The sequence below is a fragment of the Methanosarcina barkeri str. Wiesmoor genome (genome assembly GCF_000969985.1).
In the GTDB taxonomy this organism is placed as follows: Archaea; Halobacteriota; Methanosarcinia; order Methanosarcinales; family Methanosarcinaceae; genus Methanosarcina; species Methanosarcina barkeri_B.
In genome coordinates this window covers 3261078-3278521 of record NZ_CP009526.1, presented here as the reverse complement: position 1 = coordinate 3278521, position 17444 = coordinate 3261078, and the positions used below count along the sequence as shown (strand labels likewise).

Genomic DNA, 17444 nt, shown 5'->3' with positions numbered 1-17444 from the left:
GCCAATAATTTATCCCTACAAATAATTGGTTTTCCTTCATTATCTATTTTTTGTCATGACTCTTTTGGTTATAAAGTCCAGCAAGAATCAAGATTAATATAATTATAAAGACATATTTAAACAGGGAATAACATGACGATGAACATTAGTTTGATAAATGGGAAGCTGCGGGAGCACTATAACATAGGATGGAAGAATAGAAATTCAGTTTAAACTTATTAAAATTAACATGAATATTAACAGCTTCAAAACCCAGGCGATTTAATGGTTATTGGCTGGCCAGGGAAGATAGCCTCAACAAAAGATATGATATTAAAAATCTTTTTCCTTATATGTTTTTTACATACTTCCATGTTATTTTTTGTGTGGTACCTGCGTTTATGGGGCAATTACTAAATAAATATTTATAATAAGTAAAACTAGTTGTATTAAAGTAAAGCGTAAATATTCAGACTAACACAACTATTTATACTACCTGAGCAAGCTGATTGATTTTGATATCAATGATAAATATGCTACCAGTCAATAAAATCATAAAAAACAATCATAGTCAACAATTAGAAGAAACTTGTTCAGAAAAATTTGTCCATTAAACTTTATTAAATAAGATTAGTAAAATTGTTTCTCTTAGGCTGAATAATTGGGCAAAAGTGTGAAAAAATTACAATAGGTAAAACCACAAAAATTAGAGCAGTTTGTTTAAGAGAAAAGATTTTTACACTTAATCAAAACAAGTGAGAAATATCTGACATTCAATATTTTATCAAAGGTTCATTTAAGATACATTTTATGTTGATTTGAGAATTTATTTGAGAGTTGTTCTGATAACTATTTAATAAGTATTTTCAAGTTATTTTAGAATTGAATCTCCGGTTTAGATCTGGGACTTTTTCAGGATTTGTATACTTGAATTGAGGAAGCAGTAGAATGCCAATTCAAACTGCTAGATAATTTATGGGTGATAAATCTGTTAAATAAAATAACAAAAGTTTTTTTCCTTACAGGCTTCCTTATGCTTACATACGTTCCTGTTGCTTTGTGCATGACACCACCAGTTGTTTACGTTGCTGGAAATGAGAGTGGTGATTTTAACTGCTCTGGAGAAAATGATCACATCACAATTAACCAGGCCCTTAAATTTGTTACCGAAAACCCTAGTTACACAACTGTTTATCTCAAGGGGCCTTTCACATATGTTATAGACGATACTCTTCAGATTGGCAGCAATACAATCCTTGAAGGAGATTCCAATGCAACAATAAAATTAGTACGAAATGCTGGATGGTCATCTACTAAACCTTTGATTAAAGAAAGTAACTCCAGTAGCCATAACATTACTATTCGCGGTTTTACCATTGATGGAGACAGGGAAGGAAATGCCAATATAGAAAGCGGAAATGGTTACCATAATCTTATCCACTTCAGTGATTGTCAGAACGTAAGTGTATACAATATGTATCTGACCAATAACCACGGAGATGGCTTAAAGACTGACAACTGTTCTAATATAATATTCTGTAATAATGAGGTATACTTATTAGGGCATGATGTTCTCTATGCCAGTACCTCTTCAAACGTGAAAGCTTACAATAACAGGATTACCTGCAGGACAAACAGCGGCCTGAGATTATATAATACAAATCATGCGAAGTTCTACGATAATAAAATTACATCAGAGGGGTCTGGCGGGGTAGGAATTGAAATCCAGAGAGATGGAGCATCTATGGATGATATTGAGGTGTACAATAACACAATATATGAGACTGCACTTGCAGGCATCTGGTTTTTCTCACAGGGATCAAATTCCAAATCGTCTGCAAATGTCCACATTCACCATAATCAGATCTATGATACCGGAACAGTTTCAGGCAACAAAGTAATAGGCGGAATCTTATCCGTCGGATTTAATGCTACCATTGAAAATAACGTGATAGATGGCGCACACGGGGCTGGTATTGTGCAGAATGCTGCTTTTTTCTCAGCTCCGGCTGGTTCAGGGTATGTAGTTACAGTAAGAAATAACATAATAACGAACACTCGCACATCAGCAGTTGGAGGAAATGGATCTGGAATATGTAACATGCTTACAGACACCCACGCTTTTATCCTGCAGAATAATTCTTTATATAACAACGCTGGTGGGAACTATATAGGTGTTCAGGCGCCACTTTTGGATATAATAGCGGATCCTCAATACGTGGACAGGGATAAACACGACTATCACCTGAAGTCAAAAACAGGACGCTGGAATGGGAGTTGTTGGGTGAATGACAATATAACTTCCCCATGTATCGATGCCGGATATCCTTTCTCTGACTATTCCAACGAACCAGAACCCAATGGAAATAGAATAAACATAGGTATGGACGGAAATACCTGGTACGCCTCAAAATCCGAATTTGAGGTGTTAAACAATAGTAGCGACAATAGCAGTAGCAATGAGGACAGTGATGACAGTGATGGTAGCAGAGGTAGCAAGGGTAGCAGAAGCAGCAGTGGCGGTAGTGGAGGCAGTGGCAGTAGCGGTGGCTCTCCCGAGCCTGCAAAAAACGTTGAAGTAAAAGAACTTTCGCAGGTGTTTATTACAAATGGAAAATCTGTAAAATTTGATTTCGTAAATAATGCAACCTGCGTTGTTTATGTGGATTTTGACGCAAAAAAGACAGTAGGTAAGACAACAACCATTGTAGAGATGCTGAAAAATAAATCCGTTCTGGTTTCAGACCTGCCTTCGGATGAAGTCTATAAATTCTTTAATCTCTGGGTTGGAAACGGTGGATATGGAAACTCGAAGAATATAGAAAATCCGGTTGTATGTTTCAAAGTTGAAAAATCCTGGATTGAGGATAACAATATCGGCCAGGCTTCAATAACCCTGAACAGGTACAATGATACAAAATGGGACTCGCTTTCAACCAGCCTGTCAGGGGAAGATGACACGTACTTGTATTTCATAACCGAAACTCCTGGATTCTCTCCCTTCGTAATAACGGGTAAGACAACAGGTAAGACGACAGAAAATAAAATTTTGGCTGAACTCCCGCCAGAACCTGACACTCAGACTCTTAAACAAAGTAGTGGATATACAGGATCAGATATTAAAAAGAAGACTGAGTATACAGGAAACGTACAAGCAGAGAATAAAAAAACAGGAAACACAAGTACATATTGGAAAGAAAATGTGAGCCTGCCTGGATTTGAAATCATTTCTGGCATTGTCTGCCTGCTTGGCGTACTCTTGTATAGAAGAAAATAAGTATCCCCTTCAAATTAAATGGTTTTTCAATTACCGAGAAATATAATAGTTGTTCCATTTTCCCTTATCCTATTTTGGAGTAGAAAAATGGAACGCCACTATTTCTCGAATCTTGACAAAAGATATTGATATCTTTCATCAGGAGAAAGCTGAGATTTCCCTGGAAGGACTTAAGGTACGCCTTATCAGCAGATTGATGATACAGGTGCAAGAGTCAATGGTGTCAATTATTGTACTGAGACTCTTTGTAATCCTTAGTATGCTTCTTATTTTACAGTTCCCATAAAGAATATAGACAATATTTTAGATGTACTTTTATGTGGAAATGAAAAACGTACTGCTTTAATGCTGAAGCATTTGATCTGATGAAAACGTTTAATGTTTCCCAAAGCTGGATGGAAAAGCTCTCTTCTTTTAAAAACAAAGTATTCAACGATAACGAAAATTTTACTTTTCTTCTTTTTTGTCAGTGACCGCCCGATATCTGCTGTTTCGCAGCATGCGGACGTGGAGGGAAGTTTTCGGATGAATTTTAAAAAAAGATTTGACAACTCTTTCAGAGTCAATAAGGCGCTGCGGGACCCCTAAGTCTGAAACTTATCTTTTATCTCATTGTCAAAATCAGGTGGTGTCCATGAGCATTAATCAACTCTTAAAGATGAAAAGAACATCATAATTCTGAAATTTCAGCTTTTCGGTTGGCAGTGTGCCAATTTTTCTGTAAAACCATAAATATCAAGAAGTTAGCGAGGAGAATATTCCATATCGGAAGATCAATTCTCTACATAGTATGCAAAAACTTGACTTCAAATTTACAGCAAATTCGAGACACTGCCTTTCGGTTTAGAAACATAATTGGAATTAAGGATTTTAAGGTACTTTAAAGTTATACTACGTTGACTCTAGGAAAATCCTTAATCTGATGCAAATTATTTCTACAACTTTTTTGTTTATATTTTTGTTTATATTATAGACTATCAGTTTAATTTTTATTTCTTTGACCTGATTAAAGAACTTTTCTCTGAGTACTTCTTCAAACTTCCTTTTGACAACAGAAAACTTTGTTTCCGCTATATTCCATTTATTGTATTTGATTTTATCAAAGGTTACATGGAGCTGTTTTCTATATTTCCCTTTTATTTTCTTCCTTTTTCTTACTCTTGAAGGTAAATTTAGTCTGCTTTGATTTATTCTCTAATTAGAGTATGAATTTTTTCAGAATTATATACTTTATCCATCACATAACATTCAGATTTTCTTGATTTATTTGATTGCCTTATCAGAGCTTTTTCATGTTTGGCATCGTGATCTGTTTTTTGACTAATTTTCCATCCCAATACTACTTTTTTATCGGTATCTACTGCTATTCTGTATTTTGGGTAAAAATAGAATTAAGAGGATTTCTGCGGAGTTCATTTTTGAATCAAAGAGCTCAATACCTTTTCAAAGGATTTTTATTCAGTAATATATTTGAGGGATATTTGAAGAAATCAATACCTAATTCTTGGTAAAGTTCAATTGTACAATCCAAAAAGTAGATTCTAAGTACATATTCTTAAGCTATTATATATAAGAAGATTAATATAAATCGTTATTAATATATAATTAATATATTTTAAAAATGTTATATTGATAAGAACAATATTAAACTTAATCTTTTAGAATCCTGTCATAAGTTATTGATAATAATTATTTCTTCTTTCAGTGACTGATGTGGTGGTTCTAATTTAATAAAAGCAGAAATGTAGTTTAAAATGATAAGGGGTATTGCATGGCAGAAAAGAAAGAACCTATGACCAAAGAGGAAGATGAACCTCAACAAGACTTTTTCATGGAAACAGATAAAAAACATAAAGTCTCCTACCAGAAACCTGGATTTCAGATTGAAAGAGGCAAACTGGAGGAAAAAGGTGTAACTGAAGTTGCAGAAGGTATAACTAATGTTAAACTACCCAAAAGTACTGAAGATATACCAAGTGCACCTCTTTCAGAAAGATTTCACAGGGAGGAAAAACTGTGACCAATATTTATTTTAGAAATGACACATCTTTTTCGATATACGTTGCTATTAAGCGCTATAATCCAGGTACATGTGGGGGATCTGGTGACTGGCTAGTAAAAGGGTGGTGGGAGATTAAGCCTCGTAGTAGCCAAAGAATAGGTTCGACGAATAACTCCTACTTTTATTATTATGCTGAAGGGAATGGGTACACGTGGGGTGGAGATTCTATTTCCTATGTAGAGCAACAAGCATTTGGCCATTGCGATAATAGTACTTTAGGAAGACGTGTTGGAATGCGAGAAGATAATTGCAATAATTATGATACCTATACGGTTTCCCTTTATATTTAATCTCAAATTTTAGGGAGCAATTGATCTCATCACTAATTCCTTTATTTATTTTACCAACGAGCTTTGTTGGAATTGAAAAATCGTTGTTGATTAAGTGACTAATTTTTTCTACAACTAATATCTTTAGGTTCTTCTCTATTTTATGTGACTTGAAAATAATTGATTAGTTAAAAAGTATTCAGATCAAATAGAAAAACATCAAGCTTGAATGGGATTTACAACAAAAAGTTTTTTGGCTCTGTAGAAATACTTAATTTAATATAAACTACTTATATAATTTTTATCTGTGTTATACACTATTAGTTTAATTTTTACTTCTTTTACTTGATTCCAGAACTTTCTTACCCTAAGCGTTTCTCCGAACTTTCTTTTGACTACAGAGAATGTTGTCTTCGCTATGTTTCTTTGATTGTATCTAATTTTGTCAAAGCTCAGATTCAACTGTTTTCGATACTTTCTTCTAATTTTTTCCTTTTTCTCTGTCTTAAAGGTATAATTGAATCTGCTTTAATTTCTTCTCTAATAAGAGAATGTATTTTTCTGAATTACACCCTTTATCCATTACATAATATTCAGAATTACATAATATTCAGATTTTCTTGTATTATTTGATTGTTTATCAGAGTCTTTGCATGTTTTATTTCATGATCTGTTTTTGACTAATTTTCCATCCGAATATTACTTTCTTATTCGTGTCTATCGATAGCAATAATGACTTACGTAAAAACTTGTAAACCCAGTTGCATCGATTGCTGTGATCAATATATTTTCTCCATGTGAGTATAATAGCCTTAAAGTTCTTGACAAAATTATGTTAAATAATGAATAAGGGATTCTGGATACAACCTTTTGAAGATCGATGTCGTGAAGAATCTTGTCAAGGTCAAGTTTTTCCTTTATATTTCTCAATGGATTGAATATGGGTTCTAACTTTGCTCTAACCTGAATTTTTCATTCGACTCTTTGTATTATTTCTTTATCCTCATCTATTTTAAGGAGTCCTGTAAGCTCTTCAAAGGATCTTGTAAGCTCTTCAGGAGTATCAGTGAAGAACTTAAGTTTCAGATTTGAGTATGTAGTAACTTCAAGATTTTGCTGATAAGGCGCCACAAGCTTGAATTTGTAAGACTGGACAAGTAAAAGTGATACTAAAACAAAATTCACCAGAAATAGATTGATTACAATATAGTATGGGAATGCTTTTTCAGATTCTACAAAGCTTCCATTATCCCTTCTACAAAGAAAAATACTAAAACAATGGCATACTTTAAGTGGATCAGCCAGCGCAGAGAATGATTTTTATTTCTTGTTATTGAGATTTGTATGATATCTTTTTTTTCGATCACAACTGGCTTACGCATAGGTCTCTTGATTATGATTTTTTAGACATTACTGCAACAGTACTAGGATAATTAAAAATGATATGGAAAGAGGAATAAGTAACTAAATAAGGCCTGAAAATGAAAATATAATTAAAAAAGAGCCTTCCGGAGTATATACTCATAGAAGCGCAGAGACTAGTGCTGTGAAAAAACCAACTACTAATAGAAAACTAACTACTAATACAAATTTAAATTCCTCGCTGTATAAATTTATAAGATATTTGATACCATTATATTTGATACCATTATAAAAGCTTTTCATACTTCACATATATAACAAAAGCTCATAATTTTTTGTTATTTATTAGGAAGAATTTGAAGAATTTAATGCCAAATATAAATATACATCAAGATGTATCGTATATCAAAATAACTCATAAATGTATATAATTCGACTATTGTACCAAAGTTTTTTTGACTCTCTGATTTAACATTTTACATGTATCCGTTATACCAACTGAATAAACTTTATTAATTTGAAAAATATATTTTGCATCCGAAGGGTCCCACACTTCGCGGGATGGCCTGGATAAAAAACTGAAAAATACTGAATAGAACTTTAAATTTACAGAAAACAAAAAGGTGCATTAACAGCGCAAAAAGCTATCAGTAGTTGGTTTAAACGATTCACTAAGATTCACTAAGATTCACTAACTTTCTGAGCTGTATGCTTTGCTATCAGCTATTCTTCACCGCAGGTGAGTAAATGGACGAAAATATTCAGAAGCTTAATGAAAGAGCGAGCTACTATTCTGAAAAGATCTTAAAACTAAGAACTGAGATTAAAAACAAGATAATCGGGCAGGACGAAATCATTGACAATATGATTATAGCACTGATTTCCCAGGGGCATATTCTGCTTGAAGGGGTCCCTGGACTCGCAAAGACCCTCATGGCCAGGACAATGGCAGAATGTCTTGATTGTGATTTTGTGAGACTTCAATTCACGCCTGACCTGTTGCCGGCAGATATAACCGGTACCAAAATATACAACCACAACGAAGCTTCCTTTTTCACACTTAAAGGCCCTATTTTTTCTAACTTTATTCTTGCCGACGAAATAAATCGTGCTCCTCCAAAGGTTCAGTCGGCACTTTTAGAAGCAATGCAGGAAAGGCAGGTAAGTATACAGGGAGAGACTTTCAAACTCGAGCGTCCTTTCCTTGTAATGGCAACACAGAACCCGATAGAGTCAGAAGGTACCTATAAGCTTCCTGAAGCACAGGTAGACAGGTTCATGTTCAAACTTCTTATTGATTATCCCACTAAGGATGCCGAAATTGAGATCATTGAGAGGTTTACTCAGGGTATACAGCCTCAAATATCGAAGATACTCACATCTGAACAAATTATTGAGATCCAGGATTTCAATTCCCAGATATATGCTGACAGAAAGATCAAGGACTATGTGGCACAGGTTGTGGACGCAACGAGACACCCTCAAGCTTACGATGTTGACGCCGAAGGATACATAGAATACGGAGCATCTCCACGTGCATCCTTATGGCTTATACTTGCTGCAAAAGCACATGCAATGCTTAGCGGGAGAGGATATGTGATCCCTGAAGACATAAAAGCTGTTGCATACAATGTGCTTCGGCATCGTATACTTCTTAACTACGAGGCAGAAGTTGAAGAAGTCACCAGTGATCAGATAATTGCACAGATACTGAACAAAGTAAAAGTGCCATGAGCATCCAGATCGAGATTTTCTCCAGGGGATTTTCGTCAGGAGATTTTCTCCAGGAAATTTTCACTAGTGAAGAAGTGTATAAATCACATCGGGTTGTGTGCTATATGCAGAGTGCAAAAGAAGTTATTAAGCAAGTAAAACGTATAGAGATCAGCACAAAACAACAAGTCGAAGGACTGATCACTGGAAACTATCACTCTGTATTCAAGGGTCAAGGTATCGATTTTTCTGAAATCAGAGAATACAGGGCAGGTGACGATGTCCGTGCAATTGACTGGAAGGTTACTGCAAGGTTCAACCGTCCTTTCATTAAAGAATTTGTTGAAGAAAGAGACCTGCGTGTCTATTTTGCTATAGATATGTCGGCTTCCGGAAGTTTTGGAAGTAACATCACAAAGAAGCAAAAAGCAATAGATATCGCAGCAAGCTTGATGTTTGCAGCCATGGAAAACAACGATAATGTTGGGCTTTTCATTTTTACGGAAGGGATTGAAAAGTACATTCCGGCCAGAAAAGGCAGGAAACATGTTCTTAAGTTGCTCAGCACATTGATTTCCTATGAACCTGTTGCAAAAAAAACAGACATCATGAACAGTATGCAGGCCATTGCTATGCTGCTCAAACGAAGAAGTATCGTCTTTGTAATCTCAGATTTTTGTTCGGATGACTTTTCAAAGCCTCTTAAAGTGATGAAAAACCGACATGATATCGTTGCATTAAGAGTATCTGACAAACGCGAACAGGAACTTCCTGACGTTGGTCTTATCGAACTTGAAGATGAGGAAACCGGTGAGCAACTTCTGGTCGATACTTCCAATGAAGAGTTCAGGATACGCTATGCAGAACTTGTCATGGAACATAATGAATCTTTACAAAGACTCTTCCGGAAAATGAAGATCGACATGGTTGACCTCGTTACAGATGAACCATATGAAACCGCACTTAAGAAATTCTTTAGGACCAGAAAAATAAGGAGATAAGATGATGACAGGTTTTGACTCTCCTTATATTCTTATATTCTTGCTGATAATTCCGCTTATTTATTATCTGCATAAAAAAGCCAGGATACAGAAGAAGAACGAAGCGATAAAATTCAGCAACCTAGCTTTTATAAAATCCGCATTGGGTGACACTAAAAAGTCAAAAAGAGATGTACATCTTTTTTATCTGTCGCTAGTGGCCATCAGCTTGATGATAATAGGTTTTGCAAATCCTCATATCCCTCTGGAACAAACCAAAGAAGGAGTAAATGTTGTACTGGTAATGGATGTTTCAGGAAGTATGCAGGCCCAGGATTACACCCCATCAAGGCTGGAGGCAGCAAAATCATCGGCTGAAATACTGATCAATTCTCTTAAAAGTAAGGATTATGCGGGAATTGTCACTTTTGAATCCGGGGCTACTACTGCAGCTTATTTAAGTCCCTATAAAGAAAAAGTAATTGAAAAACTTCGCAATGTTGCACCAAAAGAAGGCAGTACTGCTATTGGGGATGGACTTAGCCTTGGGATTGACATGGCTTCGTCTATTCCAAACAAGAAAAAAGTAATCATATTGTTAAGTGACGGTGTGAATAATGCAGGTTATATTAGTCCTGATGAAGCGATCCAGTATGCTAAAGCTAACAACATTCAGGTCTATACTATCGGTATGGGTTCAAACGGTAATGTGTTACTTGGATATGACTGGTTTGGGAACCCACAGTATGCGGAACTTGATGAAGCTACACTGCAGGCCATTGCAAATGATACCGGAGGAAAGTATTTCAAATCCATCGATGACAAAACACTAGATGAAATTTACAAGAACATCAGCGAGAACATAAAAAGAGAAAAAGAAGAAACAAACATCAAAGACTGGTTCTTCTTTGCAGCGCTTCTGGTATTACTTATCCAGATATATTATAGATACGGAAAAGGAAGGATACTGCAATGATAAGAAAATACATTGCCATTTTTTCACTTTTCTTGCTACTAACACCTGTAGCTTATGCCGAAGGGAACATAGTATTTTCAATTCCTCAAAAGGATTATTATTTCCTGGTCGGAGAGCAAGCCTATATTCCTCTTAATATCACTAATTCAGGTAATAATGATATAAACGGCATCCTGGGATACACGCTTACACAGGAAATTAATAGTGGATCGGTTCACTTTTCAAGTTCCAATTCCAAATCAACGAACCTTCAGGTAAGCAAAGGTAACTCCACAGTTAACCTTGGGTTCGGGACCAGCGATAAGCCTGAAACTTTAGATGTATCGCTCAATTTCAATTACGATGACAATGGAAGCAAAGTTGTCAATCTTGGCAACATTGCCATACATTTTGTTGAAAAAGAATCTGATAAACAAAATCAGGCCAATCCGATGCAGAGCTCTTCACAGGAAGCATCCTCTACACAGCAAACAACGGACCCATTTGCACAACAAGAACAGCAAATTGCACAGCAAGAACAGCAAATGCAACAAATAATGCAACAGATGAACAATCAACAATCTTCACAAACCCCCCAGCAGGCTGCGCAAAACAATCAAATGGATCAGGATACCTCAGCACTAAAAGAGCAGATGCAAAAACAGGTACAACAACAGCAACAAATGCAGCAGCAATTCCAGCAGCAAATTGCAGCTTCCCAGGACTTCCAGAAGGCAAACCAGAAATTATCGGATCTTGGATACAATTTGACATCTATGAGTACTAACCCTTCATCAAATAATACAGGAACCTTCACGGCAAGCTATGAGAAACAAAATGGTGATAAGGCAAGCATTCAGGGAGAAATGAATAATGGTACAATGAAGAGTTTACAGACGGATACAGCAGAAGACAAGCAAAAAATGAGGGACTTGCTTTCTCAGAACAAGGACTTCCAGAAGTATCAGAAGCAACTGCAAGATGATGGTTTTAACGAAGTTGATTCAACGTTTTCCCAGGAGAACAACACTACGGCTCTTCAAATACAATATGAGAATGCCAACAATGAAACAGCTCAGATCAATGCAAAATTTGAAAACGGCAGTGTTGAGGATGTCGAACTTGTAAGAGAGCAGGAAAGGAACCTTTACCCCATATATCTCATAGGAACTCTGATATTGCTTGCTCTTGCTTATCTGGTGTACAATAAATATTCAGGTAAAAAAGAGCAGGAAACATTAGTTGAGGAGAAGATACCGCTCCAGGAAGAAAACTTTGACTTCAGGGAAGAAGCAGGAAAACTTGTGGAAAAAGCAATATCGCTCTATGAAGAAAAGCAATTTAAGGAAGCTTATGGAACTGCTGCACAGGCTCTGCGTTTGTATCTGAGCTATAAATATGGATTAAAGAAAGAAGTTACAAACTCCGAACTGATGAATTACCTGAAAAACAGAGATGTAGAATATGAGAAATTCGACAGATGCTTACAATTGTCCAGCCTCGTCGAATTTGCAAAACGTATGCCTGATGATGGCGAGTTTGAAGAGATGATTGAAATTATTAAGGATACTATGAAAGATGAAAAGAATTAAACAGATTACCATATAGATCAAATGGGAGAGTTGAAATTCAGTCGTTTAATAAGGTAGAGAAAATAAGAGAGGTTCAATCATTGTTTTGTTTTCCTCTAAAGGAAGAACAAAGACTGTAAACCTTTCATTCTTTTTAGTAATGTAGAGAGATATATGAGTAAAAGAGTTTGCTGACTTTTTAGCATGTCTACTTATTACATATTTCCCATTAGATAAATCTATTTTTTCCATATTAAGGATAGTCTGTAAGATCAATGGCGAAATCATAATTTTTATCTTGTTCTAGGATTTTGTTAGTTATTGAAGGAGAATCTTTTCATTATACTTGATCAATTCTTCCATGTTTCATTTTTTAAGATGATATCGTAGAGATGTTTCGCAAGTGACATTATGTGACATTATTATACTGTTTTGAGACCGAGTGAACAGAACTCTTGTCGACTGAAATACTAATAACAGTAAAAAATGTCTTCACTTGTAAGAGAACCATTGACTTCTATAGTTAACGGTTTGTGAGAGGTTTTAATACGAAATCAATATATCTTTTTGACTTTAATTTAATTTCAAGAATATATTCATGTTTATATGACAAAAAAGACGTAAGAAGGCATTATTATTACATATAAAGATTTCTGAAAGTCATTTTGTGAATAGTAAAAATTATCGAAGTACTGCAATTGGCTATTTCAGCCATTCGGAACTATATCCTATCGGAACTATTGGTAAAACATAAAAGTATATATATTTGTATACTAATTATATAATTGTACAAGTTTGCCGGTTTATATAAAAACTGGACGTTAAAAACTATAAAAGATCAATTAATAACTAAAAGCTGGTTTTTAAGATTTAGTGGGGGTTTCTAAAATCTTTACCCTGCACTTGTTATAAAAAGCAGTAAAGGTTTTTATCACCTCACCTTTACTGCTTTCCTTCACACATTTTTAATATTTGCCTTTATATCCTTAGTTTGACAGTATAAATTAACTTTAGTGAGAAGCTTCAATTTTTTGTCAAAAATCAATTGACAGTATTCATAAATTTCGTTAAATTACCTCTGATATTCCAGCTTCATAATTACTATAAGGCAAATTAATAGAGATTTTTGTCCCATTTTAGCACTTTTGGCACCTGACTTTTTGGATAGTATCTATATTTCATATGAGATTCATGCTATCTGTCAAATTCTATACCAAAAATTTGGTCAAAAATCATAAAAATAGCTATCAAGAGAAAGAGAATCATCTGTCAAATTGAATCGTAAAAAATGGGCAAAAATTTGTTGAAATAATGTTACTTATCATTCCAATGGATATGAAAACAATCTTCCAACATAAAAATCAAACTGTCAAACTAAGGTTATATCTCAAGTTACGGCAATATACACTTTTTTTGAAAAACCGATATCAATAAACACTAATATCCATAAGACACGAAAAAACACGAAAAAGAACCGAAAAGGAACCGAAAAGACAAAAAATTAACCTGTATCTAAGGTATATTAGAGCTTATTTACTGTAAATAAGCCTTATCCTTCGTTTTTCAAAAATTCGTAAGACAAATTCCTAGAAAAAAGGGGGGTATAAGCCCGAAGTCTAGTATATTTCTAGTCTTATAATTGTAGGATTTATCTTAATTTGTATTCTAGAGGAGGGACTAAAAGTATAAAATAAATTATTATTTGTAGAGACTTATATTAATATTTCGTGATCAAACGAACTCGAAGAAAAAGATAAATAAATCGAAAAATAATTAAGGAAGGCATAAAAACTAATAATTCGAGCTCATCCCAAAACTAATATTTTTCCAAATTGATAAAAAATTCAGAATTGTTTTCCACGATGATAAACTCAGCTAATCGTTATGAATACAGGATTAAAAGATACAATTTTTATGAGTAAGATCCATTAATACTTTTCATTATTTTGGCTCCTTTGATAGTTTACAGTTATCAAATGTGGAAAATAACTTAAATTTTAGGTTAAATTTTAGGCTCTTCGTCATTTCCTGTGGATGAGATGATTTTCAATTCGAGACCGCATTGGTTTTTATGAGGACATTACGAGGATATCCACATAAAACAACGAAGAGTCAAATTTTAATTAACACAAAAAATATTAAAAAGTTTTCAAACCCAAGAACATTATTTACGATTTATTCTTCGATCTCTTAATTTCATCCATATAACTCTAAGCATCTTAGCTTCTGAGTTAGATAATCCTAAACCTTCAACTAATAATATTTCATGCGTCATCGGTTAAGCATTAAATTCCCTCTCTTGTATGTGTTTTTTATATTAATAATCTAAATATCTCTGTATCTATGTCTCCTTGTCCCCCACCTACTCTTGAAGACTCTCTTCGGGAAATGTTTCCCGAAGAGTGGTTAAGGCAAACTGCCAAAGAAACTGGTCTTATAGTACGTGAACGTAAAATTGACCCTGTCATTATCTTTTGGGTTTTAACTCTCAGTTTTGGCGTACGCTTGCAGCGTACACTTGCCAGTTTAAAACGAGAATATGAAACTGAGTCACAAAAAACCATAAGTGATAGCAGCTGGTACTATCGTTTTACTCCAGAACTTGTTGAGTTTCTTCACCAGTGTGTAATTCATGGCATGGAAGAGCTTGCAAAAGAACCTGGTAGGAAACTTAGCAAGAAACTCGAAACCTTCCAAGATGTTGTCATTCAGGACAGCACAATTGTTCGTCTCCATTCCTCGTTAGCAGACAAGTTTCCTGCAGCAAGATCAAGAACAGTAGCTGCAGGAGTAAAAGTTGGAGTTATGGTAAGTGCAATTGCTAACGGACCTAGAACCATTGCTCTGTACTCTGAAAAAACAGCTGAGATAAAGACATTAAAAATAGGTCCCTGGATCAAAGACCATATTCTCCTTGTTGATCTTGGTTTCTACAAAACTCAAATGTTTGCAAGAGTTGAAGAAAATGGGGGATATTTTGTCTCAAGGATTAGGAAGAATATGGACCCTATTCTTGTTTCTATTGAAGAGGGACTTTCTAAGACAAAAAGCAAAGAGTTCGCTGGAAAACCTGTTAGTGAATGTATTAAGCAACTTTCTGGAAAAGATATTGATGCAGTTGTAAAAATAGAATTCAAAAGAAGAGAGTATAAAGGCAAGCAAAAACAGGACGAGATGATTGTACGCCTTGTTGCCGTATATAACGATGAGGATGAAAAATACCACATTTACATCACAAATATTCAGAAAGATATTTTGAATGCAAAAGACATTGCAAACTTATATGGGGCAAGATGGGACATAGAACTGTTGTTTAAGGAATTGAAAAGCAAATACTCGCTGGACGTTCTTGAAACAAAGAATGTGCAGGTAATTGAAGCTCTAATCTGGACAGCAATATTGACACTAATCGTTAGCAGAAGAATCTATTCTCTTGTCAGAAAATCAACAACTCATCCTGAAAAAATGGCTAGATATACGCAGTTACGTTGGAGTACAATATTTGCAGAGAATGCATCAGATTTATTGACAGTAATTCTGCATAGATGTGGAATTCAAAGAACTTTTGAAACGATAATGAGCGTATATGAAAGTCAAGCATTAGATCCTCATGTAAACAGAGAAAGGTTTAGAGATGAATGGTTTGAGTAATAAATGAAAAAGTGGATTCAAAAAGAGTAACAGAAGAAGGAAATAAATCCTTAACCGATGACCAATGAATAATATTTTATCATTTATGTCAAGCACAGTTTGAATATCATCTTTGCGAATAAGCTCATCAATTTTTGATAAATTGAGTTTTTCTGCATTAACCAAAGGTATTGGAAGCATCTCTGATTCACTGGGCTCAAAAGTGAGAACACCTCCTCCGTAACTTCTTCCTGTAATCTCCGCAAAAGCTAGAGTTAATGAATTTAAAAATGCAGCCGAAACCAGTTCACCATCGTATCTATTAATAAATTTGACACGGTGGACGGTATCGGTACATGTGGCATTCGTTTTATTAAGGGCGATCTTTGGATATGCGTGTACTTGGCGGAGCATAAATGCATCAGGTATCCATACTGATGGAACAATATACCACTGTTTACGGATTTTACATTTATACCCTTTATGAACACCTAACTTTTCTCCCATTTTTATGTAATTTTGGAAGTGCTCAGACAATTTATCTATAGGATTATTCTGAGGCTTTAATAAATATGTAGGATAGCCTTTCTGAACGTTATCTTCGAAATCTGTATTAGTAAAGACTGTTCCTTTAAGGTGAGCAGATCTCGTTACTATTTTTTGAAGAGGTTCTTTTATATTATATTTCTTCATCTTCTCTTCATTTAATATGAAAAACTTATTATCTCCTGTGACGACGCCCACATCTACATCAATGGCTTTTCCTGATAAGGTAATATTCTCGTTATGCTTTAAAGTTTCAAGTAGTTGTATCTCATCTCTATCTAGGTAATATTTTGTCCATTTTTCGTTCGAGCTATTAGTGGGTTTGAATTCCAAATGATTAATATCATCTGATGAGTATGTGAGTAGATCGTCTAGGTTATCAAGTTCAATCATTCTAATTCCTGAATTTTCCTTTCCATTTTTTTCTCCAAGAAATAATATGATTTCTTGCTGTGCATCATCAAATAATAATTTCTTGAAAGTAAGTATGGTGATTTTGCTAAAATTCTCACACAAAAAGCGTCTTGTTTCTGCTGCATATTTTACTTGAAAGAGTTCTGCAGGAATAACCATTGCCAAACGTCCATGATCTGTTAACAAAAGAGTTGAAGCAATGACAAATGGTACCCAGATATTTGTAAGCCGATTAGGATGTAATCCAGCTCTCTCCATTATCTCAAATGCAAGTGTTCTATGTTCTTCTGGAAAATTTTGATAGCGAATAAATGGAGGATTTCCTAAAATTATATCAAATTTTTTTCTCTCATTGGAAGATGCACCAAATAATTTTGAAAAACCAAAAAATGAGTCTTCAAAAAGAAAATTTTTACAATAAGAAAAGAAATCACCAGTATATATTTGGTCACTATTTATCGGAATATCATGTTTTTTTACGTTTTCAAATGATTTGATAGCTTCGTCTTTAATAAATTCAACCGCAAAGATTCGATTTGCGATTTCAATATTAGATAATCCTATTTCCTTGAATCTATTAATTGCACATTCAAGAAATACTCCATCACCACAACTAGGCTCGAAAACAGTTAATTCTTTAGATCGAATTGCCCAGTTTGCAAGAAAATTTGCAATTGGTTTTGGAG

General features: G+C 34.6%; 9 protein-coding genes and 2 pseudogenes. 8 read left to right on the top strand and 3 right to left on the bottom strand.

The genetic code is table 11. From position 1 onward, the window contains the following. The first annotated feature begins 1012 nt into the window (after positions 1-1012). The 3 genes from MSBRW_RS13620 (at position 1013) to MSBRW_RS24335 (ending at position 5608) form a co-directional block, all read left to right on the top strand. Positions 1013-3256: a PGF-pre-PGF domain-containing protein gene (locus tag MSBRW_RS13620; protein ID WP_011307171.1), complete on the top strand. Its 2244-nt coding sequence runs from the start codon at positions 1013-1015 to the stop codon at positions 3254-3256. A gap of 1771 nt (positions 3257-5027) precedes the next feature. Then, a complete protein-coding gene (locus tag MSBRW_RS13605) occupies positions 5028-5276 on the top strand; it encodes a hypothetical protein (protein WP_011307173.1) in 249 nt (82 codons plus the stop codon). Continuing rightward, the gene (locus tag MSBRW_RS24335) at positions 5273-5608 is read left to right on the top strand and encodes a DUF1036 domain-containing protein (RefSeq protein WP_011307174.1); all 336 of its coding nucleotides are present in this window, start codon (positions 5273-5275) and stop codon (positions 5606-5608) included. The genes MSBRW_RS13605 and MSBRW_RS24335 overlap by 4 nt, the downstream gene beginning before the upstream one ends. A 951-nt stretch (positions 5609-6559) precedes the next feature. On the opposite strand, the gene MSBRW_RS22480 is transcribed toward MSBRW_RS24335, so the two are convergent. Next, positions 6560-6772 carry a hypothetical protein gene (locus tag MSBRW_RS22480; RefSeq protein WP_155398304.1) on the bottom strand — a complete coding sequence of 71 codons (213 nt, stop codon included), beginning with the start codon at positions 6770-6772 and terminating at the stop codon, positions 6560-6562. A 924-nt stretch (positions 6773-7696) separates the two neighbouring features. On the opposite strand from MSBRW_RS22480, the gene MSBRW_RS13595 reads away from it, so the two are divergent. Genes MSBRW_RS13595 through MSBRW_RS20405 form a run of 4 tightly spaced genes read left to right on the top strand, consistent with a single transcriptional unit; the run spans position 7697 to position 12189 of the window. Next, positions 7697-8683 (top strand): AAA family ATPase, encoded by a 987-nt coding sequence (locus MSBRW_RS13595; protein WP_011307176.1) that lies wholly within the window; start codon positions 7697-7699, stop codon positions 8681-8683. Beyond that, positions 8680-9663, top strand: coding sequence for a DUF58 domain-containing protein (locus MSBRW_RS13590; protein WP_198137159.1), 984 nt, complete (start codon positions 8680-8682; stop codon positions 9661-9663). Before MSBRW_RS13595 ends, MSBRW_RS13590 begins: the two co-directional genes overlap by 4 nt. Position 9664: 1 nt before the next feature. Next, a complete protein-coding gene (locus tag MSBRW_RS13585; RefSeq protein WP_011307178.1) occupies positions 9665-10618 on the top strand; it encodes a vWA domain-containing protein in 954 nt (317 codons plus the stop codon). Continuing rightward, the gene (locus tag MSBRW_RS20405) at positions 10615-12189 is read left to right on the top strand and encodes a hypothetical protein (RefSeq protein ID WP_011307179.1); all 1575 of its coding nucleotides are present in this window, start codon (positions 10615-10617) and stop codon (positions 12187-12189) included. The genes MSBRW_RS13585 and MSBRW_RS20405 overlap by 4 nt, the downstream gene beginning before the upstream one ends. 32 nt (positions 12190-12221) lie before the next feature. Here MSBRW_RS20405 and MSBRW_RS24495 read toward each other — a convergent pair. After that, a pseudogene (locus MSBRW_RS24495) lies at positions 12222-12781 on the bottom strand (ISH3 family transposase); the annotation flags it as partial. 1730 nt (positions 12782-14511) lie between these two features. Between MSBRW_RS24495 and MSBRW_RS13570 the strand changes: the two are divergent. Then, entirely contained in the window at positions 14512-15819 is a 1308-nt protein-coding gene (locus MSBRW_RS13570; protein ID WP_011307180.1) for an IS4-like element ISMba6 family transposase, read from the top strand. Here MSBRW_RS13570 and MSBRW_RS13565 read toward each other — a convergent pair. After that, positions 15769-17439, bottom strand: a pseudogene (locus MSBRW_RS13565) (Eco57I restriction-modification methylase domain-containing protein); the annotation flags it as partial. The gene MSBRW_RS13570 and the pseudogene MSBRW_RS13565 sit on opposite strands and share 51 nt — an antisense overlap. Positions 17440-17444 lie beyond the last annotated feature (5 nt).

Bases quoted from the DNA above. Each gene is read 5' to 3' on its own strand.
- MSBRW_RS13620 (WP_011307171.1), top strand. From the start codon at position 1,013: ATGCTTACATACGTTCCTGTTGCTTTGTGCATGACACCACCAGTTGTT.
- MSBRW_RS13605 (WP_011307173.1), top strand. From the start codon at position 5,028: ATGGCAGAAAAGAAAGAACCTATGACCAAAGAGGAAGATGAACCTCAA.
- MSBRW_RS13595 (WP_011307176.1), top strand. From the start codon at position 7,697: ATGGACGAAAATATTCAGAAGCTTAATGAAAGAGCGAGCTACTATTCT.
- MSBRW_RS13590 (WP_198137159.1), top strand. From the start codon at position 8,680: ATGAGCATCCAGATCGAGATTTTCTCCAGGGGATTTTCGTCAGGAGAT.
- MSBRW_RS13585 (WP_011307178.1), top strand. From the start codon at position 9,665: ATGATGACAGGTTTTGACTCTCCTTATATTCTTATATTCTTGCTGATA.
- MSBRW_RS20405 (WP_011307179.1), top strand. From the start codon at position 10,615: ATGATAAGAAAATACATTGCCATTTTTTCACTTTTCTTGCTACTAACA.
- MSBRW_RS13570 (WP_011307180.1), top strand. From the start codon at position 14,512: ATGTCTCCTTGTCCCCCACCTACTCTTGAAGACTCTCTTCGGGAAATG.